This is a genomic window from Agathobaculum sp. LCP25S3_E8, assembly GCF_052117165.1.
In the GTDB taxonomy this organism is placed as follows: domain Bacteria; phylum Bacillota; class Clostridia; order Oscillospirales; family Butyricicoccaceae; genus Agathobaculum.
In genome coordinates, this window is the sequence record NZ_JBQKJR010000042.1 from 1 (window position 1) to 20,547 (window position 20,547).

Below are 20,547 nucleotides of genomic sequence, written 5' to 3' on the forward strand. Positions count from 1 at the left end.
CTGTTATTTTGTAGACAAGGCATCAGCAGCTGGCGCCGCTCCCGCCTTAAATTATTTTGGCTCTATTTTGCACTGCCCGGCAGTGTTTACACAAAATTTGGGACAGACCTTCCCTTTGTTTTATTAGATATGTTTCTAACGGTGCATGTTTCTGCGTTTTTGCTTGCGTCCAAGAAAGAACCTGTTGACAAAAACAAATCCGGGTTCAAAAGTAGTTTTCTCAGATTAGATTTTTAACTTGAATACGAGCAGAAAGATAGTCTTAACCATTCTTTTTAGGTTTGATGCCATGGAACATAAGAGACATTCCGCTGTCATAGCTAGAATACCCCATGCTCTGACTTAAAAAGATAATGTTTTTGTTTCAGTACAGAGAAAGATCCTATTGCTTATATTTTACACAGACGTATCATGCGCAACTAGGCGGTGTTTCCAATGCGTTCGTGCCCTCGGATAACATCTGTTTTTGAAAATTCTGCGTTGGATTTTGGTTTGCTTGAAATAGATCGGTTTTTGTTTGCATTGTTTGCAAGTTTCCCCTTATATCTGATATCATCGTCCATATTTGCTTGTTATCCTGCCTGTAGTCAAACCATTGCAGTATAGTAGACGGATCTGGAGCGCCAGACGGAAATTGCCCTTCGTCTAAAGATCAGCTATCTTATAAAGCGTGTCAACTACTTTCAAGGAAGATAGCCAATGATTAGGAGTGAACTAATACTAGTTATGAAAGACTTAGCGGAAAAAGACGAGAGTACATATGTATTCTGTTTTGTTGTTAAAGAGAAGACACACCCCAAAATGATTATTTGGACACTAGTATGAAATAGCTGTTGAAGATAGTGAAACTAAAAGTGAACTGGGAAAAGAGTCAGATGGTTTAAACAAAGAAAAAATGATAAATTAGGGCTTTTATGATTATCCACAAACTATCAGCCTTGCACGTAAACCTTGAAAGGGCTGAAATACAGGTGATGTTGTAAGATAAAAAGAGCCAATCGTTCGCGCTTACTCGATTAAGTCATTTATATAGCCTATGATATCAAAAGAAGATTTTGCAGCATGCGAATTTAAATATAGTGGATGATGTGGATGACCAGCTTTTGTACGAGAACCAAAGGTAATCCAAGTGCAAGATGGTGCAATTGAATATATATCTTTCAGACATTCTTTAAGAAAATCGCGTTTAGTGATTAAAGTGCCCCAAGCAGCCCATATCTCAGAAATATTATATTTGTTAAGAATATACTTTATTTCTGAAAGGTTTTGTTGACAAATGGATTTATTAGGAGTTGAATCCATTTCATTTGGATTGGTGGAACGTTGCGGATAAAGATTTATCATAATCCACCCATCGTATCCATTACTTTTGGCAATACGAGCAACTGAATTTATTGTGGGATCTAACTTTTCAGGAGTAGCAGTGCTAGGATTTACCCCTACACATAGTAGTGGCGATTTAGAACAAAAACCAAGAGCGTATCGGTATAAATTATCAGAATCGTTTCTGTAAATCCAAGAATATTTATTCATATGTAAAGTCCTTCTTTTTTAATTATTATATCATAAAAAAAAGAGTTAACAAATACTAATGTAATTACTTTTATACTTAAAATTTAAGCGTAAATTATACATTGAATAATAATTACAATATGGTATAATAAAATTATTACTAAAGAATATGGTGGTGATTGTTTGGAAACAAATGAAAATAAAACGTATAAAGCCCAGATGTTTAATAGAGGGCAATCAGCGAAAGTTTTTAAGTATGTTGTAGAAAATGATTCGCCAGCGTGTGTTATACGTAATAGCGAACCATATGTGGCAATTTTAAAATACGAGACATATATCACATTAATCAAAAAAGCAAGGAAATATGATGAATGGGAGGCAAAACGGAATGCTAAATGATGTATCTTTGGAGATTATACAAAAATGTTTAAATAACTGCGTGCATTGTTCTTCGAACTCATTTTATAATTCTAAATCGAAATTAGAGATAAAAATAATCGAAGAAGTGATTGATGATATTGTTGAGTTAGGGGCAAAAAGACTATGATTAGCTCCTATTAGGAAAACACACTGTCAAAGTGGTATGTAGCGGGGGTTAGCCCGCTACTGCGGGTTTTGTGGTGTTGATTTCAATGTATTCTGCGATGCGTCTAAATTCATCCGCAAACTTAAATCTCACACTAATGTTTCCATTCTCATAAACCTTGATATGATCGATCAGCTCAACGAGAAGTTCTCGGGAAAGCTGGTCGATATTTTGATGTTTTGTAAAGGCCACCAGTGCAGGATGTTCACTCTTTACACCGTTTGCCAGTTCCGCCCGTTCAGCGTTCAGCCGGGCCAGTACATCCGTAAGAGCGATGGTCTGTCGTTCATAATCGGCTTTCATATCCCGGTAGTCCTGCTGGGTAATTTCCCCGTCTTTCCAGTCTTGATAAAGGGACTGCTTGTAGCGGCTGATTTTTGCCAGTTCCCGCTCTTTCGCAGCAATCAGTTCTTCCAAACGGATGGACTGGCTCTTTTTGACCGGAGCGGTGTTAATGCGGGCAATCATTTCCGAGTATGAAACAGCCAGATGGACTTGCTGTTGTACGGCAAAGAGGACAGCGGCCTCCAGACGGTTATGCTTGATTGAGTGCATTGTGCAGGCTGTCCGGGAGCGGTTCTTGTAGGTGGAGCAGGCATAGTACACATTATTGTTGTTGCCTACGCTCCGGGTAATTGCCCGTCCACAGTCAGCACATTTCAGAAAACCGCTGAACAGGTGGACTTCCCGGCCTTTTGGAGAAGTACGGGTATCCCGCTGTAAAAGGGCCTGTACCTTATCAAAGGTTTCATAATCAATGATTGCCTCATGCGTACCAGCTACTTCCACCCATTCTTCACGGGGAACGCTTTCAACCTCGTGTACCTTATAGCTTTTTACCCGACTGCGGCCCTGTGCCAAATCCCCGGTATAGGTGGGGTTCGTCAGAATGGAGTGGATCATGCGGGCTCCCCACATAGGATCGTCATATCCTCTTGTTGAAACGGGTATGCCCTTTTGCAGTTTATAAGCCGAGGGGCTGGGTACGCCGTGTTCATTCAGATACAAAGCGATGGCCCGTTTCGATGTCCCTTTTAGGAACAAAGAGAAAATAAGTTTGACGATTTCAGCGGCATCGGGATCGATGATCAACCGGTGCTTGTCCTTTGGGTGCTTCACATATCCATAAGGAGCAAATGCGCCGATGTACTGACCGTTGCGCCGCTTGTAGTCAAATACCTGGCGAATTTTCTTTGAGGTCTGGTAGCAGTATTGATCGTTCATCACATTTGTAATCGGGACGATAATACTGGAAACGCTGTCCGGGTTGAGATAGCTGTCCACATTTTCAGCAAGACTGATAAAACGGACACCCATCTGAACAAACAGGTTATCAATCAGACTTCCCGCATCGCTGTAATTTCTTGCAAAACGGGAAAGGTCTTTTACTACCACGCAGTTTATTTTCCCGCTCATTACATCGGAAAGGAGCCGCTGGAAATTCTCCCGGTTGGCATCCGTTCCTGTGTGTCCATCGTCTACATATTCGGAAACACTTTCAAATTCTCCGATATGCTTCTGGTAAAAGTCATTGAGCAGATCACGCTGGTTGATGACGCTGTTGCTGTCGTCCTTTCCCTTTTTCAAGTCCTCTTTGGAAAGCCGGATATATTCGCCCAGCCGCCAGCGGCGGACGGTATAAGAGGGAGAGAAACTCTGTTGCAATCCTCTGTTTTTTGTTCGTGCCATTGTTCCTCCTTCCCTATCACATTACATCTATATTATACCTCTGCCCGGGCGGGACAACAAGGATGCCTCCGCCTCGGGACACTTTGTCTCGAAGTAGAAACGGGCCATAACCGAAGTTACAGCCCGCTTTTTTGCCGGAGCAGGAAGTCCGTCAATGTGTCCTGTAAGGACGGCCCGCTTTCCGCAAATTCAATTTTCACACCGATCCCGCCGATGCAAAAACAGTATGGATTTTCTACCGCCTGCAAAAATAGAGCGATCCGCTCCTCTCGGGGGAGAGAGGTGTCAAAGGCCATACCGCTCACATCCGGCAGGGACTCGGGAGCCACTGCGCCGATGTCAACGCTTTTCATTTGTTCCAGTTCCTTTGCCGTTAATCTCACGGTAAAACCTCCTTATCAAAAATAGGATACGCCCCCGCATATCGTGGGGAAACGCAAGAGGGCAGCACCCAAACGATGCTACCCTCTTGCCTCACTCCATGTAAGTATAAAATAGAGAACGCCGCTCCCATTTTCTTGCCCTGTCCAAAGACAACCATGCTCAGAGCGGCGTTCCCTCGCAGATAAGAGGGCGGCCCGGAGGGTCAGGCGGCCAGCCTGTCCTATGCCGGATCGTGGCCGTGGGTTGGCCCGGCCCAGTTGCGGCGTTGGTGTTGTTCGCTCGTTCTTCCAAAGAAAAAGTCACAGCGCACCCGCCGCCCGGCTCCCCGGACTATGCCCGGGGCCGCCGCTGTTTATCTGCGAAAAGAAGAATATCTCCTTTCATAAACCGAGACATTTTTTCATCATTTCCAAGTGGGGAAAATGAAAAAATCAAAAAGTTTTTTTCATACGCTCAAGGCCACGCTTGATCGACTGGCGGACAGACTCCTCATGTACGCCCTCGGCCTCGGCAATTTCCTTGATGCTCTTTCCAAGAATGATGTGGGCATCAATCCTGCGGCCCTGGATCTCCGGCAAAGAGTTGAGGGCGTTCCATAGACGGATGAACAGCTCCATGCGCTCCAGCAGCTCCTGGGGCGTTGGCTCATGCAGGCAGGCGGAATATTCGATCCCGTCATCGCAGTCCAGAGAATACTGCGCCTTATGCCGGGAGAGCCGCCGCTGGTAGGCCATTTCGTGCCGGGCATCGGACACAAACACTTCGGCTACCTCGTCAGAAACCTCGATAAACTGATCCTGTGTGTACCAATAATAAAAATCCTTCAGATTAATTGTAGTCATAAATAAACCTCCGTTTCGGTGTTGGGTGGATGAGTGACCGAAACGGGGTTCGGCGGGGAGCGGCACCCTGGGGAGCCGCCCCGCACCTCGGGACACTTTGTCTCGAAGTACAAAAAAGCGCCCGGGCGGCATGAAGCCACACGAACGCATGAAGTTACATATTCATTTGTGTACTGCCTGATTTCACATTCATAACCAGACTGTCCCGGAGGGGGAACTACGCTTTTTTTAGCTGGTGCAGGTCATGGGTGCTGTGAAAAAAAGCAAAAATGGACACGGCGATACCTCCTGGACACCGCCGTATCCTTAAAAAAGGGCGACTTTAACACACCCTCCGTATTCTCATTTTTCAAACAGAAAACGGCGGCTTGAAATTGTTATTTCAAAACCGCCGTAGGGCTACTGTATTTTGTTTTGGCGCACGAATATCCAGCCCCGAAACAACGGTTTTTTTATTATCCCGTTGGGCGGGTAAGGGTCATAATATAAAAAGAGCAGAGCCAATAAACCACATCAGTAAAAGGGTTATCGGCTCTGCGTCTTTGCGTCTGGCTCTGTGATAACGAAAATTTTAAGTTGTATTGCATTGATTAGACTTTCCTTCTTGCATTTTGGGCAAAATAGAGGAAAGTTCCTTAGTTCAGTATCACTTCTTATCCTATTACGGGTTTTACTACCGCAGATAGGACATATAATCCATTCTTCTTTCATTATTCTCCTAAGATTTGAGTGTAATGTTTAGAGAAAGAATTGCTATGGGGCAATACATAAATAGCAAACTTAATCTCTGCCATAATCCCTCAAATGCGATAATAGTTTCTTTATAGTTTGGTTTATCAGCCATTATAAATAGTGCAAAAAAGGATATTGCCAGAATAAAGCAAATCAGGGATAATCCCCCTAAAAGGCCCTTGGATATTTTGAAAAAGTACAGTCCAATGATTAAGGGGGCAAGCGTTAAAAGTAAGAAACCGATAACCGAACCATAACCATGTATCTTTGCGGAAACTGTTTCAAGATTTTTTGTTTCACCGACTGAAAAAATCCCGGAAAGTATGCAACCTCCTATTGCATAAATAAAGATAATGGAACAAAGTATTATAGATATGACATTTGATGTTTTGGCGATTATGGGATAACATTGAAAAATACTTATCAAAATAGCACATCCAAAGATAATCAGCCAAAGATTATAAATGGAATGTAATGGTGCTTTACTGGCCCCCAAAACGCTCATTACTTGCCTTAAATGACTATATCCTTTATAAGTAGGTGCCAATAGAAAAGGGAGCATTAAATCAGCGGCCAAGAAAAACGGCAATATACTGAAAAAACTATTTTTCATCATCTTTTTCACGCCCAAAACGGCCCAACCCTTTCAAAATTTTTACAGCAACTTCCTTCATAACATCAGCCTTGACGACTGCAATTCCTTGTTCTTCATCGCCCAAAACAAGTAATGTATCTCCGGGGTTAATATCAAATATCTCACGCGCTTCTTTTGGAATAACTATTTGACCGCGTTCTCCAACCTTAACTGTTCCAAATATATGCTTTCCTTTAGGCATTGACATTTTATCTTTACTCCTTGAAATCATATTTTTCATACTTACATGAAAAGTATATCTCAACCAAACGGAATTGTCAATGATGTGTCATAAACAAGCAGATAAGTGAAATTAAATAGTCGGTAGAATGAAATTCATAGTCGTTCAAATACTATAACATGAAATGTAAAATTACATTAGGTGATGTTATGAAGATAGAACGAGATGAACGACGATTTGATTTTCACGATATAGGGCTTGCCATCAAACGGGCTCGGGAGGCCAGCGGGATGACACAGGAGCAGCTGGCCTATATTGTTGACCGGGCTCCTCGTACCATTATGTATCACGAGAATGACGGCCAACACCCGAGCTTTAATACTTTTTATCAGTTGGTTACAATGTTCGACATATCGGTAGATCAATACTTTTACCCGTCCAAAAATAAAGGCAGCGAGTGCAGAAAGCGGATTGATGCCATGCTGAACTCCTTGGACGAAAAAGAACTTAAAATCGTTGAAGCCACGATCCAAGCGATGAAAGCGGCGAAAGAAACGGAGGATGCGTAAGAAAGCGTGACCTTCGTTTTTTTGCGCCATATAGCGAAAGCGCACGAAATGGCAAGCAATTCGGGTGTGGCCACACTCCGAAATTTTTGCTGGCCGCAGGCCCGCAAAAATGCTTGTTGGGGAGCTCCCCAAACCCGCTGAACTTCGGGACAAATTGTCCCAAAGTCCCGGCGCTATGCGCCTGTTGTCTGCGGCCTGTCGCTACCGCTCCTGGGCCTTATTTTCCCGCCCGTCCGTCACGCCGAGCAGATGATCAATGTTCGCCTTGATTGCCACAGCCTGCCGCATATCCGCCTGGGCCTTGCGGTATTCCGCATAGAGGGCTTTTTTCTTTCCCGCCAATTCCTGGCGGGCCTTTTTCATATCCGCCATCTTTGGCAGTTTTGCACCGTCCAAAAGCTCATTCATAGTGGCCCGGGCCGCCCGGTAAGCGGCAAGCTCCGCCTCATGCTCCGACAGATATTTTTTACTGTACCGGGCCGCCTTGTAACCGTCAAACACAGGCCGGGTTTTTGCGTAGTCCACAGTAGCCGCCATGAGCCCGGTGTTTTTTTCCAGCTCCGCCTCCGTTTGCCGCAATTCCTCGGACAGTGTGTGAAAATGCTCTACTGCCTTTTCTGTACTGGCCGCCAGCGCTTCATAGTCCATCAGATCATTTTCCCGCAGGTACTGGAGCGCAGCAGCCATCTGTTTCAGATTGTAAACCTTGGCCCACCGTTCATAGGCCGGGCCCTTGCCCTGTGCCATGCGCTCTTGAATGTCTATAATCAGATTGACACGCCGGGCAGGAGCCGGGGCCTCATGCGGGAGCTCCGGGAGCGGACGATCCCCGGCAATCACAGCCTGGATGTCCTCGGGATCAAAACCATCCCCGAGGGTAGATGCCCGCAGGCGGGTGGGCTTATCCTGCCCGGGAGCAAGGAAGGAGATCACACCGCCACGGCCATGCTTTACCAGAAAGCCGGACTCCTCCATAAGCCTCAGAAACGCCGGAAAATCGGCGGGCTGTTTTTGCAGGGACTCCACGATGGCCAGCCGCACCCGCTGTTTTGCAGAGGGCGGCTTTTCCCCAATCCACTGGCCATAATGGAGATACCGGCCCTTGCTGTGCTGTTTTGGATTTTGGATCACAGAGAGGTCATGCTCAATGCACACCCGGTCAGAGAGCCGCCGCAGGGCAAAGCTGGAGCCGATAAAATTATGGAACTTCCGAGAGCGGTCAAAGGCCGTTGAATTAAAATAAATGTGATTGTGGAGGTGGCCCTTGTCTGTGTGGGTGCAGACAAAAAACTGATACTTTCCCTTCGTCCAGCGCATGGCTGTTTCATAGCCAATCTGGTTGGCCTCCTCCGCTGTCACTTCGCCGGGCGGGAACGCCTGCCGGATTTGAAAAAACAGGGCTCCACGCTCTACGGCCCGGCCTGTTTCCGCCTGGTACTGGCTCTTTACCAGCAGAAACTCAGCGGGAGCCGTGGCCGGATCGCAGAGGTATGAGGACAGGGCTCCCAGCTTTTTCGGATTAAGCCCATAGTCAAAGCGTTCCTCCATTGTCTGGACAGCGCCTTTCCCAGCCGCCACCTTGTAGGGCCGGATATAAGTTGTAGCCGTGAGCACACCTCCTTCCAAAAGAAAACGGCGGCTGTCCGTCCAGCCGCCGCAGGGGACTTCGGGACAAATTGTCCCAAAGCGTTATCCTGTGATAAAACTCTTTAGCGAGTAGTTGAGACTGTCCAGCTTGTCAATGAGCCACTCCGCCACAGCGGGCAGGCCAAAGGGCGAAACAGCAAAGGCGATCACAAGCCCCTGTATGCCCCAGCGATCCCCCGTGAATAAAGCAAACAGGGCTCCGATCAGACAGAGAAAGGACAGGGCGCAGAACACCCATGACGCAAAGGAAAAAGCAAAATTCAATACTGCCACAAGGAGCGTGAGGGCCAGAACAAAGGGGGCCGCTAAAAGTTTCAGAATGATCCGCATCGCTTGATACCTCCTTGAAAAGTGTGGTTTATGGTTCCTTACATGATAATTATACCTCTGTCCGGGAGGGACAACAAGGATGCCTCCGGCTTTCAGCACCTCGGGACAAATTGTCCCGAAGTAGTGAAAACCGGGGAGCGGCATACGCCACTCCCCGGCAGGATCAGAGCTCCAGCAATGCGGAGAGCTTTTTCAGCAGATCGGACAGCGGCCCCCACAGGGCGGCATAGTCCCGTTGCAAAGCGGCGATCTCCTCAGGGTAAATCCCACCGTAGGTATTCGCCTGGATCGCCACTTGATTTAGATTGTTGGAGCACCGCCGCTGGAGTGATACCAGCTCCCGGACGGGCGAGAGGTCAACATGGAGCACATAGCCATTGAGGGCCATTTTCCGCATATAGGCCCCCATATTGCGGATGCCCGACTCGGCCATGCGCTGTTGAATAAGGGCCTGCTCCTCCTCGGACACCATCACATGGAGATGGATCGGGCGGCGGCGTTTCTTTGTCATCGTTCCTCCCGTTCCCGGCTCCGGCGCTTGTGGGGCGGCTCCTTAACCTTATCCAGCTCCTTTTCCTCCGGGGGTGGGGCCTGGTTATTGAGAACACCGTCCAGCATATTGTAATTGTGCTCGGTGGCGATCTCCGCACTTTTCATCGGGTTATATCTTTCTTCCATACAAATCCTCCTATCGGTCGCCCCGGTCGGGGGCCTTTTTCTTATGGATGGGATCGCCCCGGCTGGCTTCAGCCAGAGCTCCGGCCTCTTTCATCTGCTGGGCAATAGAGAGGGGCCTGTCATCATTTTTTCGGGATAATTCAGAAATGACGGGGGCAGGACGGAGCTCATAGTCAGATGCCTCTTTTTCGGTCAGCGGCCTTGTATAAGTCAGATGCCCCCATGCCAGAAATGCGCCGCCCTCCACCGGGATGCGGCGGTCATAGTTGACGATCTCATCCGGGGCATTGTGGGGCGGTTTGGGGAATGTCCCGATGTCCACAGGCCGCTGGGTAGAGTAATACTTGTAAAGGCCGGGGGCCTCGGTCTGCACGATCCCCACATGGTAAAGCCGCTGATAGTCCTTTACCCGGTCTGAAAAATCCTGTTCCATAGCGGCCAGATCGTTGCCGTAATGTCCCCATTCATACTGCCGCTGGCCGTTCTTATCATCGTAACAGGCCCATGTGACATAGGGGGATGGGGCTGTGGGATGATGCCCCAGCGCAAAGCCCCTGCCATTTTCCAGCATCACAGCCTTCAAAATGGAATAGCCTTGATTTTTGTCCACAAATACACCTCCTTCATCGTGCCATATCCTTTTCCGTTTTCCGGGCAAAGGGCTGGAGCTGGTAAGGGCTCTGCCCATCCTCCGGGCGTAAAAACTCCATCCGGCCCGCCGCATAGATGGCATTTTTCGTAAGCTGTCTCTGCCATGCCCCCTGGCTGGGAGCCCACTTAAAACCGTTGCTTTTCAGTTCCCGCCGCTGTTCCTCCGATGGCTTTTCCTCAAAAAAGAGCTGCAAGCGGTTTTCTCCTTCGTTGATTTCCGCCCGCCCTCCGGGAAAGGCCCAGCCCGCATATTCCGACTGACTTTTCAAATCCTCAATGCGCTGGCGTGTGTGGCGGATGTTGGCGTTGTTGTTGGTAAGCAGATAGGACGGATAGGGTACGGGATTTTTGCGCCAGTCGGATGCCATAGAGGACTGGAGCTTTCCGATCTCCTCGGCGGACAGGACGGGACAGCCCTCCAGCGTTTTATGCTTGCGGTAGTAGGCATTGACGGTTTTCATTTCCTCCTGCATGGCCTCCAGCCCTGCCAGCTTTGCCTCCAGCTTTTCCACGGCCCGGTCATCGTCTGCGCTGATCCCGCCCATGCCCGTTGAGCGCACCTTATCCAGCAGGCCCTCGATCTGCATATATTCGCCCATGTTCTTATCCCGGGCGGCGTTCTGCTTTTCCTTTTTCCGCACCGGGAAGTTGGAGCCTCCGGCGATGAGGATCGAGGGTACACGGGCATCTATGAGATTGCTCTGGTTGATGTTCTCCGCCAGCTTGCGGGCATAGCGGTCTATGAGCCCGTCAATCTTTTCGTGGTACATGGGATCGACACGCCCTTTCTGCTGTTCCCCGAGGGCATAGGCACGATCCACCATTTCACGGTAAGCGGCGGTGGCGGAGCCGGGAACATAGTCGGAAAAGCTGTTGGCGTTTTTGGCACGCCGGGCGGCCTCCTCATTGATGGGGTAATAGTTCGGCATAATTCCTCCTCTCAGAAAGCGGGTACTTCGGGACAAATTGTCCCAAAGTCCCGCTGTATGGATGTTGACAGCATCGGGGCAAACGGGGCCAGACCGTAGAATGATACGGCAGGCCAACGAAACGGCCCCGGAAAGCCTTGCTATAAGCGGGTTTTGCAGGCCCTAATTGTCAACGGATGCCCCCCGCTTTTTCCGCATATATTCCCGTTGCTGGCGGCGGTGGGCTTTCTTTGCACAGGCCGCCGAGCAGTACGCCTGCCGCCTGTCCGGGGAAACAGGCCCGCCGCATACCGGGCATATCTTAAAATCCGGCCTTGGGCCCTCGCTCATAAGGGACGCTTCCAGCGCCGGATCAAGGGGCAGGACGGACTCCCGGAAATAGCGGCAGTATGATCCCGTCCAGCATTTCCCCAGCATATAGCAATCGCTGTCCAGCGGCAGGCATCCGTATTCCCGGTCATAGTTGGCGCACCATGTTACCACAAGAGAGCGGATCGCTGTCTTTTCCTTGCGTGTCAGTTCACGGGACAATCCATCACCTCCCGCCAGCCCCAGCCTTCAAAAGCTCCTTGTAGCAGGACACACAGGCGATCCCCCGCCAGTAACAGCAGCCATAACAGGCGGAGCCCCTGGGCGGCCTGTTCTTGGCGGGAGCCTGGGGACGGGGTTTTTCTTTCATCATTCGTTCAAAGGGACTGCTGGTAAAATTCATCTGATTTCCTCCTTTTCTTCGGTTTCGTCCTCCTCGTCCCACGGGGGGCCGTCATCTTCAAACTCGTCATAGTCCGGGTAATCCCCGCCATCGTCCTCCTCGGGCTGGTCGGCCTGCTGGTGTTTCGGACGGTAAACCTTGAAATACCAGCCAGCCCCGCCGCCAATTAGGGCAATCCCCAGCACCAGCAGGAGCATCCCGGAATTGCTTTTCTTTTCGGGTTCCGACTCCGGCTCCGGGGCAGTCTCGGGCTCCGGCTCTGCGCCTACGCATTTCCCCATATTGACGGAGCACACCGGGCAGTCTGTATTCACAGTCCCCGCCGCACATTTCTCCGGGCAGGAGCAGACCGCCTGCTCTATGCCAGCGGCTTCAGCGGCGGCCAGCAGATCCCCCTCGTCCACAACGCTGAAAAAGTAGGTTTCATACTGTTCGCCTTCCTCGTCCACAGGCTTGTCATAATCAATGACAATGTAAAAGGTATTGCCGCCGCTGGTCTGGACAGTAATAAACTGCTTGTTGGTGTGCTCGTCATAGAGCAGATCACGGGTTACAAGGTTTCCCTCCTCGGAAAAGCCCTCGCCCGGCGTAATAGTCGGCTCCGGGGCCGGGGTTTCCATTGTGGGATCGCCGTAGTCCTCGCCCTCGCCGCCTGCGTAGGCATAGGCGGGAACGCTAAAGCCGCATAACAAAACAGCGGCACAAAGCGCCGCTGTCAAAACTCGAAACCGTTTCATATTCAGTTTTCCTCCTTTTCCTCATCCTCGGACTTCGGGACACTTTGTCCCAAAGCCCCGCCGCCTTTCAGCTTTTCAAACAGCAGGGGCAGCTCCGCAAGAGGGATGCTCATGCCACGCACGATGTCCACGATCTCACTGTTTTCCGCCTCCAGCTTTTTCTGCTCCAGCTCCTTGAGCCGGGCCTGCTGTTCGCTGATTTTGGCTTTGACCTTATCAATCTCGGCCTGGATTTTCATGCTTTTTGCTGTTGCCATAAATGACCTCCAATCATGGTAAACGCCCGTAGGCGTAAAAATGAGACTGCCAGTAGCTTGTATTTAAGTTTGCATATCCGATGGGATCGCCACAATGGAGCATCCGCCCATCGCCTACATAAATCCCACAGTGGCTCACGCCCGGGGTATCATAGGTTCCCTTGAAAAACACAAGGTCGCCGGGCCTTGGGGAGCTGGTCGGAGTACAGATGTTGTAAAGCCCCTGCGCCCCAAGGCGGCCCACATTCCAGCCGGAATGATTGATCACCCATGACACATAGCCGGAGCAGTCAAAAGATGTAGACGGGCTGGAGCCGCCCCACACATAGGGATAGCCGATGTATTTCTCTGCCTCCGAGAAAATAGCGGCGAATGTTTCATTGTCCAGATATTCCCCCGGAACCTCATAGTCCTCCGGCGGGTTGGTAATGTATTTGTCCACATAGGGGGAGTCGGGAAACAGGTTGGGACGGTTGCCGAGGGTGGACATATAGATGGAGTACCGGGACATTTGTTCCTCGCTCAACAGGGAGACAGGCAGGTGGGACAGGTTTTTGTTTTCCAGCGTCACATAGCAGATGTACCACGAATAGGGTTCATCGTCGCTATCATAGCGTGTCTCCACCTCCACACGCTCTGTCAGAATATACTGGCGGTCAAAGAGCATTTGCAGGGAGCCCTCCACCTGTGAAAGCGTCCATTCTCCTTCATGGAGCGCCGACAGCAGGGAAATGAGCACATAGGGATCGTGTTCAATCTCGTCCAGATCGAAGTGGTACTCGTCATAATCGTGGGTGCTTTCGTAGGTATCAAGATAGGTTTGCAGTTCTGCCTCCAGCCCGGCATAAGCCGCCTCCGCCCCTAAAATCGCCTCATCCTCAGAGGGGTAAGTGGTGGCTCCCAGCGCCCCGGCTCCGGCGTTGCCGATGGACACCAGCGAGGACGAACAGGACTGGAGCAGGACGATCACAAGGACACAGGCCAGCGCCAGCAGGCATCCGACTGGATGGCGCTTCACAAACCCGGCGGCCCGGGCTGTCAGCTTTTCCGTGACGGCGGCTGTTTTCCCGGCGGCTTTTGCGCTCTGTTTTGCGGCCTCCTTCGCCCGCTTCTGGTATTGCTTTCTAAGCCGCTGTTTCTGCCAGTACCGGGTAAAATAGTTTTGGGAAAGCTCCGGGTGCTCCTGTGCGGCGGTGTGGAAATGATAATCCGCCGCCGCTTTCTGATACCTGGCCTCGGCCCGGCTGGCCGCCCTTGCCGGATGCTCCCGGACTTTGCGTTTTACAAACCGGGAGCCCTGCCGCAGGACAACCTCCCCGGCAAGCTCCGAGCGGTGGGCCCCTTCGGTTCCTGCATTTTCCTGCTCCACCTCGTAGAGCTTGCCATGCACAAAGCCGTGAACGCCCCATCCGGCGGCCCCCGCCGCTTTACGGATCGGGCCTTTTTGTTTGGGCGGCTTCTGCTTTGCCAGCTTTTCCCGGGCGGCCTCCCGTTTTTCGCCCCGCTTTTCCATGCGGAGCTTGGATGCCGCCGCCTGTTCCTGCTGGCTTTTCTGGCGGAATTTTGACTTTGGGACACTTTGTCCCGAAGTGCCAGCCGCCCCGGGCTCCTGTTCAGAGCCAGCCCCAAAAGCAGGGCCGCCGGGCTCGGCAGCCCCGTTTCCGGGTTCCGTATGCGTTTGGGCCTCCGGGCGTGGTTTATTCGGTTTTCGCTTCATTCTTCATATCCTCCGGTCGGGTGGTTAAGAGGTCATAGATTTCCCCCTTCGGGAACCGATCCACAAACGGGATGGTCACATTCCCGTAAAACAGCAGGCCCTCGCCGGAATTAGAGTGGGTAATGTAGGAAAGCTGGTGCTCGGAAATACCGAGCTGTCTTGCCAAAATTGCCCGGTCACTCTGCGCCTGCGAGAGCAAAATCATAAAGTCGGTGTTATCCAGAATGTTCTCGATCTCCCGGCTGGCCAGAAGGTCTTTCACATTCTGCGTGAGGGCGCTGGGAACGCAGCCTTTCTTTCTCAGCATTTTCCACACCGCCACAAAATAGCTGGCGGTCAGCGGATCACGGAGCAGGACATGGAACTCATCGAAATAGCACCATGTCGCCACGCCCTCCCGGAAGTTGGTATCTACCGCCTGGGACACAAATTCATTTGTGATGTGCATGGCGATCTTGCGGAGGTTTTCTCCCATGTTTTTCAGCACGATACACACCACCCGGCTGTCGGTTTTCACATTCGTGGGATGGTTAAACAGGTTGAGGGAGCCGGTGCAGTAGAGCTCAAGGGCAGTTGCCACACGCCGGGCCTCGGGCTCCGGCTGTTTTAAGAGCTCCTCGTACAAGTCCTGCAAAAGCGGGGTTTTTCCTGTATCAAGCCCAAGGGCCTGTTCCCGGTACACCAGCCGCACACAGCGGTCAACAACTGTCTTTTCGATGGGCTGTAAGCCTTCCTTTCCGCCTACCACCAGCTCGCACAGGGAAAGCAAAAAATCCGCCTTCATGGAAAGAGGGCTCTCCCCGGCGGCCATGTTGAGCTCCACATCCATCGGGTTTAGGTGGTGGGGGCTGTCCGGGGCAATCTCGATCACCTGTCCGCCCAGCCTGCGAACCAGCGGGGCATATTCGCCCATCGGATCAACAATGATAATCCGATCCTGGGGGATGGTCAGAAAGACATTGAGCAGTTCCCGCTTTGCCGCAAAGGATTTTCCCGAGCCCGTAGAGCCGAGGTACATTCCGTTGGCCGACTTCAGCTTTTTGCGGTCAGCCATAATGACATTGTGGGAAAGGGCGTTCATGCCATAGTAGAGGGCCTGCCCGTCCATCCGCAGCTCCCTTGTCATAAAGGGGATGAAAATTGCCGTGGAGCTGGTTGTCATACCACGCTGGATCTCCACTTCGTTGTAGCCGAGGGCCAGCGAGGACACAAAGCCCTGCTCCTGTTGCCAGTCCAGCCGCTTTAAGGCGCAGTTGTATTTCTGTGCGATGCCGCCCACGGTAAACACATCATTTTCCAGCCGCTGGCGGGTAGGGGCCATATTGACTACCGTAAAAGTCAAAAGGAACATTCTCTCGTTGCGGGACTGGAGGTCGGCAAGGAGCTCCGCCGCATCCTTGGAAAAGGTAATGAGGTCGGGCGGGAGAATGTCGGGATCATACCCGGCCCGGACAGCCTTCCGCTGTTCCTCCACCTTCATTTTCCCGATGTCGGAGATTTTTCCCTTGATGGTTTTGATCGCCTTTAGCTGATCCACCGTCTGGATATGGAGGGTTACGGTCATTTCCGCATCCAGCTCCAGAATTTCCGCCAGCAGTTTATCCGAGAGCTCAGACGCCAAAATCTGCAAGTAGGAAACAGCGCCCCAATACTGGCCCACCCGGAACAGGCGGGAGTGCCGGAAGTCAAAGCTGTCCGGGGCGATATAGTCCTTGGTGCCGAGCCCCGTCTGCGGGATGTCCTTCCATGAAAAGCGGAACGGTTCCCGGTTGCCCGGATGCATCTGGCTGTGAAGCAGGGCCAGCCTTGCCCGCCCGTCCATCGGTTCACAGGGAACACCCAGCCGCTTAAAGTTGCCCATCACATCGGCCTCCACACGCTCCAGACGGGGCCGGGCCTCCACGATCCCTCCGGCTGGGATGCCGAAAGTAATGTACTTGGAGCGTTCAATCCCGTTGTTAGACCGGGCAATCTGGTTTTTCAGCATCCCGGTAAATTCCTCCCGGACGCTGTTAAAATCATCATCCGCCTGGGGAATGTTTACCTTATAGCGGCTCCGGGAGTGGGAGCGGCGGTTGATAAAGGAAAGCTGGAACGGCAGGGAGCTGTCAAAGTAGTTGAGGAATGAGCTCCAGCCGCCAAAGATTGCAGTCTGATCCTCGGTGGATGCCACGGAATAATTGATGTCCTCATATTCCACGGTCTTTGTGTAGAGCCCGCCAGGGAGCTTGCATACCCCGTCCGGGTGCATCGCCACATAGGGGATCGTCTGCTGGGCGGACAGGGCCGCCCGGTTTTTAGCCTTTGCGGTTTTTCTTCCGCTGGTTGGATTTGCCTTTCGCAATCGCATCCTCCTTTCTCACAGCGCCCCGTCCGGCAAAGGGGGCGTAAATGTTTTGTGTCTGATAGGGCCTGACTCCGGGACGCAGAAACCGGGCCCGTATGATGTTTTTCAGCACCTTTTCCGCCGGGAGCCCGTCTTTTTCATACATGGCCAGAAGAAACGCCGGGAGCATCACGGCCAGCATAAGGAACATGGCCCCGGTATTACCGATAGAGCCTCGGGCCAGCAGATAGGATGGGATGCCTACCGCCGCCGCACAGCCAAAACAGATGAGCTGGCGCTTGGTAAGGTTTAGGGCCATTTTGGTTTTTACTTTTGACAGGTCGTTGGGTACATTCACATAGGGCATGGATCAGCCTCCTTTCCGGCCCCTTTAACCTCGGGACTCGTCGTTACAAACTCCGCTTGACTACCTCGGGACACTTTGTCCCGAAGTCCGTCCGCTCCGTTGTTCCTCCTCTCCCCACAAAATCGCTGATTTTGCGGGGGCCCCATGAGCCCAAAGTCGGGGATCGTGCTTTTCACTTCATTTCCCCACACCTCCCAGCCGGGCGGGGACTGTCTGGCAAAGAGCTCCACCCGGGGCAGGTCGCCCATAAGGGCCACGATCTTTTCCCGGGCCTCGTCCGGCTTTTTGCTGTGGGCTTCAATCGGGGAAATGATAAACTGATGGATATTTGCCGCCTGCCGTTTGGGATGGCCCTTGGTAGCCAGCAGGCAGATCTCCGCATTTCCCCTCGTCCAGAAGCCAAGGCCATAAAACCAACTGTCTGCCTTTTTATTCTTTTTGAGCCACACAAAGGCCACCGACTTATAGCGGAAGCCCCACGCCTCTATGAGCCGCAGGGCCTCCGGGAGCTGGGGGAAAGTCGCCCACAAAAAAAGTGCGCTGTCCGGGGCGGCCAAATCAGCCACCGGGAGCGCACACAGCTCGTCAATCCCCATTGTGGGATAATGGTTTTCTGCCGCCCCCTGTACTTTATTGCGCTGGTACTGCCAAGGGGGATCGGCGTAAATGATAGAATAGTTTCCGATAGTCATACTCCTTTCTGCCCGGCTTTGACCGCCTCAGTAGCCAGCCGGATGCGTTCTGTAGCTGGGGCGTAAAAGGCCGGGGCTGTTTCAAAGCATACAAAGCGGCGGCCCGTATTGACAGCAGCCACAGCAGTCGTGCCGGAGCCAGCGCAGATGTCTGCCACCAGCTCCCCGGGCCGGGTATAGGTTCTGATGAGATACTCGCACAGCTCCACGGGCTTTTGCGTAGGGTGGACGGTACGCTGTACGGAAGAAAAGGCCAAAAGGTTCCCGGGGAAACGCAGGCCATCCTCTGATCCACTGCTGGAACGCAGGAATTTTCCATAGTTGGGGCTGTTGCTCCCCTCACGGGAAATTTTCTTATAGGGCTTGCCCTGTTCAAACTGCGGATCGTAATAGGGCAATTTTTGATAAAACACCAGAATGTTTTCTGTCCGCTTTAGGGGAGCCCGCCTTGCATTGAGAAAGCCAGTACACCTGCTTTTGTACCACACCCATTCATAGCGGAGCATAGAGAGGTTGGATGCCCCCAGCACCTTATCATAAGGGCATTGTGCGAAAAACAGCACTGCGCCATCCGGCTTGACCGCCCATTTGACTGCCTCCCACAGCTCCGGGAGCGGGAGCGGCACATCCCAAAAGTTCCGGGTAGTGCCATAGGGCGGATCGGTAAGGAGCATATCAACCGAGTGCTTCGGCAAAGAGCGCAGCCCTTCAATCCCGTCCATCAAAAACAGCCCCTCCGGACAGGCTGGAGACTTCGGGACATTTTGTCTCGAGGTCATATCACCTGTCATCCCGGGCCTCCTTCTTCTTTGCTGGGGCGGTTCGGGCGGCATTTTCCTTCCCGGCCTCCCTTGCGGCCTGTGCCATCTGCTCCTTGATCGGGGTGGGGCGGACTGCCTCGGCCCGGGCGATGAGCTTTTCCACCGCTGAATGGTACGCCTGGGCTCCCGCCGCATTGAGCCGCTCCTGGGTGGCCCGGTCATTGATCCGCACCGTGGAACGGTAGCCCGTCCTGCTGGTGGGATCAGGTTTGCTGGGAGCACCCAGGAAAATCCCGTTCTTGCCATCCACCACCTTGAAATCGTCAATCACTACACCGCCATAGTTGACGCTGGCAAAGCCGATGAGCTTGCCCTGGGGCTCAATCGGGCGAACCGTGACTTCGATGGGAACAGCGGCCTCCTGCAAAATTGCGTCCGTCCGCAGTTTAACCGCCTCGTCCACCGTCACGCCTTTTACCTCGGCCAGCTCCGCAATCGGCGCATCGAACAGCCAGCGCCGCTCCTCGGCGGCGATCTGTTCCGGGGTTAATATGACATCCTTACTCAAAATCGTTTCCTCCTTTCCCGGCCTCGGGACAAATTGTCCCGAAGTCCGTCCGTTTAATGCGCCCCGAAGATGCGCTGGGCGATGCCGCCTGTCTTAAACAGCATGAAGCACAATAGAACCGTATAGCCTACGGTTCCCCATATCGCTCCAATCGGATCGCCGCCTGTGGCGATGCCCTGGATGAGCACCGCATAGATCGCAACACAGACCAGTATGAGCATCCCTTGAAAGCCCACGGCGAACAGGGATTTTAGGTAGTTCTGCCCTGTACCGCCCAGCTCCCGGTTAGAAAGCGTGGCAACGGGGAGAGGGGCCAGACTGGTCATTAAATATATTTCAATCATTCTTCCGTACACCAGAACGAAAATGATGATCCCCATGACCTGCATGGTCAGCCCGATCACAGAGGACTGGAGCCACAGGCCAAGGAGCGGCCCCAAGTCCATGCCCTCCAGCGTGGTTTCCAGCTCCGCCAGCATATCCGGCGTAATGTCGGTGGAGCCCTGAATGAGCCCCGCCGCATCCGCAATCACGCTCTGCGACACATCGAACACCGCCATGACAATATCAAAGGTGTTGGAAAGAATGAGGATGGCACAAGCGGTTTTGAATACCCATTTGTAGATATTCGCCACATCAAACTCGTGCATATTGTTCTTTTCCAAAAGCATCTGTATCAGCTCGTAGGTGGCAACAAAGGTCAGCACCAATCCGGCAATCGGCAGGATCACCGTTTCGGAAAGCTGGCGGATGAGGGAGAAAACCCCGGCGTTCCATGCCGCCGGGGTAGTCCCTACCTGTACCGCAATCTCTCCGACTTTGGCATTGACGGTATCAAAGAGCCCTTCGAGGTTCCCCATGATGCCGGTGATCAACAGCTCTTTCAGCCAGTTCGTGAGCCAGTCGGTGAGAAAATCCATAAGCCCTCCTTAGAACAAGCCAGACAGCAGGGGGATCAGCGTGGTTCCCAAAAGGATGATGCCGCCGCCAGCCATGAGCTGTGTTATCCCCAATTAGTAGGAACAATACAGCTTTCTGGCGGGCGG

25 protein-coding genes and 2 pseudogenes are annotated in these 20,547 nt (G+C 51.9%); 3 read left to right on the forward strand and 24 right to left on the reverse strand.

Annotated features, from left to right (window positions below; genetic code table 11):
- Positions 1–237: hypothetical protein (locus tag ACTQ34_RS12880; protein WP_441364180.1), on the forward strand; the 237-nt coding region annotated here is incomplete at its 5' end.
- 771 nt (positions 238–1,008) lie between these two features.
- On the opposite strand, the gene ACTQ34_RS12885 is transcribed toward ACTQ34_RS12880, so the two are convergent.
- Entirely contained in the window at positions 1,009–1,533 is a 525-nt protein-coding gene (locus ACTQ34_RS12885) for a DUF1643 domain-containing protein (RefSeq protein WP_441364181.1), read from the reverse strand.
- A 162-nt stretch (positions 1,534–1,695) separates the two neighbouring features.
- Here ACTQ34_RS12885 and ACTQ34_RS12890 point away from each other — a divergent pair, with 162 nt between their 5' ends.
- Entirely contained in the window at positions 1,696–1,911 is a 216-nt protein-coding gene (locus ACTQ34_RS12890) for a hypothetical protein (protein ID WP_441364182.1), read from the forward strand.
- Between the two features lie 196 nt (positions 1,912–2,107).
- Here ACTQ34_RS12890 and ACTQ34_RS12895 read toward each other — a convergent pair whose 3' ends face one another.
- From ACTQ34_RS12895 to ACTQ34_RS12920, 6 genes are all read right to left on the reverse strand, one after another.
- The gene (locus ACTQ34_RS12895) at positions 2,108–3,787 is read right to left on the reverse strand and encodes a recombinase family protein (RefSeq protein ID WP_441364183.1); all 1,680 of its coding nucleotides are present in this window, start codon (positions 3,785–3,787) and stop codon (positions 2,108–2,110) included.
- A 116-nt stretch (positions 3,788–3,903) separates the two neighbouring features.
- A complete protein-coding gene (locus ACTQ34_RS12900; protein ID WP_054328128.1) occupies positions 3,904–4,170 on the reverse strand; it encodes a DUF6870 family protein in 267 nt (88 codons plus the stop codon).
- 432 nt (positions 4,171–4,602) lie between these two features.
- Complete coding sequence (locus tag ACTQ34_RS12905; protein WP_117465015.1) at positions 4,603–5,013, reverse strand: RNA polymerase sigma factor; 411 nt, start codon at positions 5,011–5,013, stop codon at positions 4,603–4,605.
- A gap of 525 nt (positions 5,014–5,538) precedes the next feature.
- Positions 5,539–5,724 carry a cysteine-rich KTR domain-containing protein gene (locus ACTQ34_RS12910; protein ID WP_195974146.1) on the reverse strand — a complete coding sequence of 62 codons (186 nt, stop codon included), beginning with the start codon at positions 5,722–5,724 and terminating at the stop codon, positions 5,539–5,541.
- A 7-nt stretch (positions 5,725–5,731) separates the two neighbouring features.
- Positions 5,732–6,361, reverse strand: a complete 630-nt coding sequence (locus ACTQ34_RS12915; RefSeq protein WP_441364194.1) for a DUF998 domain-containing protein — start codon at positions 6,359–6,361, stop codon at positions 5,732–5,734.
- Entirely contained in the window at positions 6,348–6,587 is a 240-nt protein-coding gene (locus ACTQ34_RS12920) for an AbrB/MazE/SpoVT family DNA-binding domain-containing protein (RefSeq protein WP_215629682.1), read from the reverse strand. The genes ACTQ34_RS12915 and ACTQ34_RS12920 overlap by 14 nt, the downstream gene beginning before the upstream one ends.
- A 182-nt stretch (positions 6,588–6,769) precedes the next feature.
- Between ACTQ34_RS12920 and ACTQ34_RS12925 the strand changes: the two genes are divergently transcribed.
- Positions 6,770–7,129 carry a helix-turn-helix transcriptional regulator gene (locus ACTQ34_RS12925; RefSeq protein ID WP_055245655.1) on the forward strand — a complete coding sequence of 120 codons (360 nt, stop codon included), beginning with the start codon at positions 6,770–6,772 and terminating at the stop codon, positions 7,127–7,129.
- A 201-nt stretch (positions 7,130–7,330) separates the two neighbouring features.
- Here the strand turns inward: ACTQ34_RS12925 and ACTQ34_RS12930 are convergent, their stop codons facing one another.
- The 17 genes and pseudogenes from ACTQ34_RS12930 to ACTQ34_RS13010 form a co-directional block, all read right to left on the reverse strand.
- Positions 7,331–8,677, reverse strand: coding sequence for a relaxase/mobilization nuclease domain-containing protein (locus tag ACTQ34_RS12930; RefSeq protein ID WP_441364195.1), 1,347 nt, complete (start codon positions 8,675–8,677; stop codon positions 7,331–7,333).
- Between the two features lie 141 nt (positions 8,678–8,818).
- Positions 8,819–9,106, reverse strand: a complete 288-nt coding sequence (locus ACTQ34_RS12935; protein WP_055246214.1) for a CD1845 family protein — start codon at positions 9,104–9,106, stop codon at positions 8,819–8,821.
- 163 nt (positions 9,107–9,269) lie between these two features.
- Positions 9,270–9,617 carry a plasmid mobilization protein gene (locus ACTQ34_RS12940; protein ID WP_441364184.1) on the reverse strand — a complete coding sequence of 116 codons (348 nt, stop codon included), beginning with the start codon at positions 9,615–9,617 and terminating at the stop codon, positions 9,270–9,272.
- Positions 9,614–9,784, reverse strand: coding sequence for a DUF4316 domain-containing protein (locus ACTQ34_RS12945; protein ID WP_005933602.1), 171 nt, complete (start codon positions 9,782–9,784; stop codon positions 9,614–9,616). Before ACTQ34_RS12945 ends, ACTQ34_RS12940 begins: the two co-directional genes overlap by 4 nt.
- Positions 9,785–9,794: 10 nt before the next feature.
- Positions 9,795–10,394: a hypothetical protein gene (locus ACTQ34_RS12950; RefSeq protein WP_441364185.1), complete on the reverse strand. Its 600-nt coding sequence runs from the start codon at positions 10,392–10,394 to the stop codon at positions 9,795–9,797.
- Between the two features lie 13 nt (positions 10,395–10,407).
- On the reverse strand, positions 10,408–11,364 hold the full coding sequence (locus ACTQ34_RS12955) for a hypothetical protein (RefSeq protein ID WP_441364186.1): 957 nt from the start codon (positions 11,362–11,364) through the stop codon (positions 10,408–10,410).
- Positions 11,365–11,526: 162 nt separating this feature from the next.
- Entirely contained in the window at positions 11,527–11,895 is a 369-nt protein-coding gene (locus tag ACTQ34_RS12960) for a cysteine-rich VLP domain-containing protein (RefSeq protein ID WP_441364187.1), read from the reverse strand.
- Positions 11,896–12,072: 177 nt separating this feature from the next.
- Entirely contained in the window at positions 12,073–12,813 is a 741-nt protein-coding gene (locus ACTQ34_RS12965) for a DUF4366 domain-containing protein (protein ID WP_441364188.1), read from the reverse strand.
- A 2-nt stretch (positions 12,814–12,815) separates the two neighbouring features.
- Positions 12,816–13,070: a DUF4315 family protein gene (locus tag ACTQ34_RS12970; RefSeq protein WP_054328114.1), complete on the reverse strand. Its 255-nt coding sequence runs from the start codon at positions 13,068–13,070 to the stop codon at positions 12,816–12,818.
- 13 nt (positions 13,071–13,083) lie between these two features.
- Positions 13,084–14,787: a CD1108 family mobile element protein gene (locus tag ACTQ34_RS12975; protein WP_441364189.1), complete on the reverse strand. Its 1,704-nt coding sequence runs from the start codon at positions 14,785–14,787 to the stop codon at positions 13,084–13,086.
- On the reverse strand, positions 14,768–17,137 hold the full coding sequence (locus ACTQ34_RS12980; protein WP_195556688.1) for a VirB4-like conjugal transfer ATPase, CD1110 family: 2,370 nt from the start codon (positions 17,135–17,137) through the stop codon (positions 14,768–14,770). The genes ACTQ34_RS12975 and ACTQ34_RS12980 overlap by 20 nt, the downstream gene beginning before the upstream one ends.
- Positions 17,085–17,480, reverse strand: coding sequence for a PrgI family protein (locus ACTQ34_RS12985; RefSeq protein WP_015560022.1), 396 nt, complete (start codon positions 17,478–17,480; stop codon positions 17,085–17,087). The genes ACTQ34_RS12980 and ACTQ34_RS12985 overlap by 53 nt, the downstream gene beginning before the upstream one ends.
- Positions 17,481–17,641: 161 nt before the next feature.
- Positions 17,642–18,172: pseudogene (locus ACTQ34_RS12990) on the reverse strand (MT-A70 family methyltransferase); the annotation flags it as partial.
- On the reverse strand, positions 18,169–18,963 hold the full coding sequence (locus tag ACTQ34_RS12995) for a DNA-methyltransferase (RefSeq protein ID WP_441364190.1): 795 nt from the start codon (positions 18,961–18,963) through the stop codon (positions 18,169–18,171). The gene ACTQ34_RS12995 and the pseudogene ACTQ34_RS12990, both read right to left, overlap by 4 nt.
- The gene (locus ACTQ34_RS13000; RefSeq protein ID WP_195556687.1) at positions 18,953–19,501 is read right to left on the reverse strand and encodes a septation protein SpoVG family protein; all 549 of its coding nucleotides are present in this window, start codon (positions 19,499–19,501) and stop codon (positions 18,953–18,955) included. The genes ACTQ34_RS12995 and ACTQ34_RS13000 overlap by 11 nt, the downstream gene beginning before the upstream one ends.
- 53 nt (positions 19,502–19,554) lie before the next feature.
- Entirely contained in the window at positions 19,555–20,421 is an 867-nt protein-coding gene (locus ACTQ34_RS13005; RefSeq protein ID WP_441364191.1) for a VirB6/TrbL-like conjugal transfer protein, CD1112 family, read from the reverse strand.
- A gap of 9 nt (positions 20,422–20,430) precedes the next feature.
- Positions 20,431–20,511: pseudogene (locus tag ACTQ34_RS13010) on the reverse strand (Maff2 family mobile element protein); the annotation flags it as partial.
- Positions 20,512–20,547 lie beyond the last annotated feature (36 nt).

Excerpts from the sequence above, each read along its gene's own strand:
- ACTQ34_RS12915 (WP_441364194.1), bottom strand. The coding sequence starts at position 6,361 with ATGATGAAAAATAGTTTTTTCAGTATATTGCCGTTTTTCTTGGCCGCT.
- ACTQ34_RS12940 (WP_441364184.1), bottom strand. The coding sequence starts at position 9,617 with ATGACAAAGAAACGCCGCCGCCCGATCCATCTCCATGTGATGGTGTCC.
- ACTQ34_RS12995 (WP_441364190.1), bottom strand. The coding sequence starts at position 18,963 with ATGACAGGTGATATGACCTCGAGACAAAATGTCCCGAAGTCTCCAGCC.
- ACTQ34_RS12985 (WP_015560022.1), bottom strand. The coding sequence starts at position 17,480 with ATGCCCTATGTGAATGTACCCAACGACCTGTCAAAAGTAAAAACCAAA.
- ACTQ34_RS12945 (WP_005933602.1), bottom strand. The coding sequence starts at position 9,784 with ATGGAAGAAAGATATAACCCGATGAAAAGTGCGGAGATCGCCACCGAG.
- ACTQ34_RS12970 (WP_054328114.1), bottom strand. The coding sequence starts at position 13,070 with ATGGCAACAGCAAAAAGCATGAAAATCCAGGCCGAGATTGATAAGGTC.
- ACTQ34_RS12885 (WP_441364181.1), bottom strand. The coding sequence starts at position 1,533 with ATGAATAAATATTCTTGGATTTACAGAAACGATTCTGATAATTTATAC.
- ACTQ34_RS13005 (WP_441364191.1), bottom strand. The coding sequence starts at position 20,421 with ATGGATTTTCTCACCGACTGGCTCACGAACTGGCTGAAAGAGCTGTTG.
- ACTQ34_RS12965 (WP_441364188.1), bottom strand. The coding sequence starts at position 12,813 with ATGAAACGGTTTCGAGTTTTGACAGCGGCGCTTTGTGCCGCTGTTTTG.
- ACTQ34_RS12920 (WP_215629682.1), bottom strand. The coding sequence starts at position 6,587 with ATGTCAATGCCTAAAGGAAAGCATATATTTGGAACAGTTAAGGTTGGA.
- ACTQ34_RS12930 (WP_441364195.1), bottom strand. The coding sequence starts at position 8,677 with ATGGAGGAACGCTTTGACTATGGGCTTAATCCGAAAAAGCTGGGAGCC.
- ACTQ34_RS12975 (WP_441364189.1), bottom strand. The coding sequence starts at position 14,787 with ATGAAGCGAAAACCGAATAAACCACGCCCGGAGGCCCAAACGCATACG.
- ACTQ34_RS12980 (WP_195556688.1), bottom strand. The coding sequence starts at position 17,137 with ATGCGATTGCGAAAGGCAAATCCAACCAGCGGAAGAAAAACCGCAAAG.
- ACTQ34_RS12895 (WP_441364183.1), bottom strand. The coding sequence starts at position 3,787 with ATGGCACGAACAAAAAACAGAGGATTGCAACAGAGTTTCTCTCCCTCT.
- ACTQ34_RS12910 (WP_195974146.1), bottom strand. The coding sequence starts at position 5,724 with ATGAAAGAAGAATGGATTATATGTCCTATCTGCGGTAGTAAAACCCGT.
- ACTQ34_RS12935 (WP_055246214.1), bottom strand. The coding sequence starts at position 9,106 with ATGCGGATCATTCTGAAACTTTTAGCGGCCCCCTTTGTTCTGGCCCTC.
- ACTQ34_RS12925 (WP_055245655.1), top strand. The coding sequence starts at position 6,770 with ATGAAGATAGAACGAGATGAACGACGATTTGATTTTCACGATATAGGG.
- ACTQ34_RS12905 (WP_117465015.1), bottom strand. The coding sequence starts at position 5,013 with ATGACTACAATTAATCTGAAGGATTTTTATTATTGGTACACACAGGAT.
- ACTQ34_RS12955 (WP_441364186.1), bottom strand. The coding sequence starts at position 11,364 with ATGCCGAACTATTACCCCATCAATGAGGAGGCCGCCCGGCGTGCCAAA.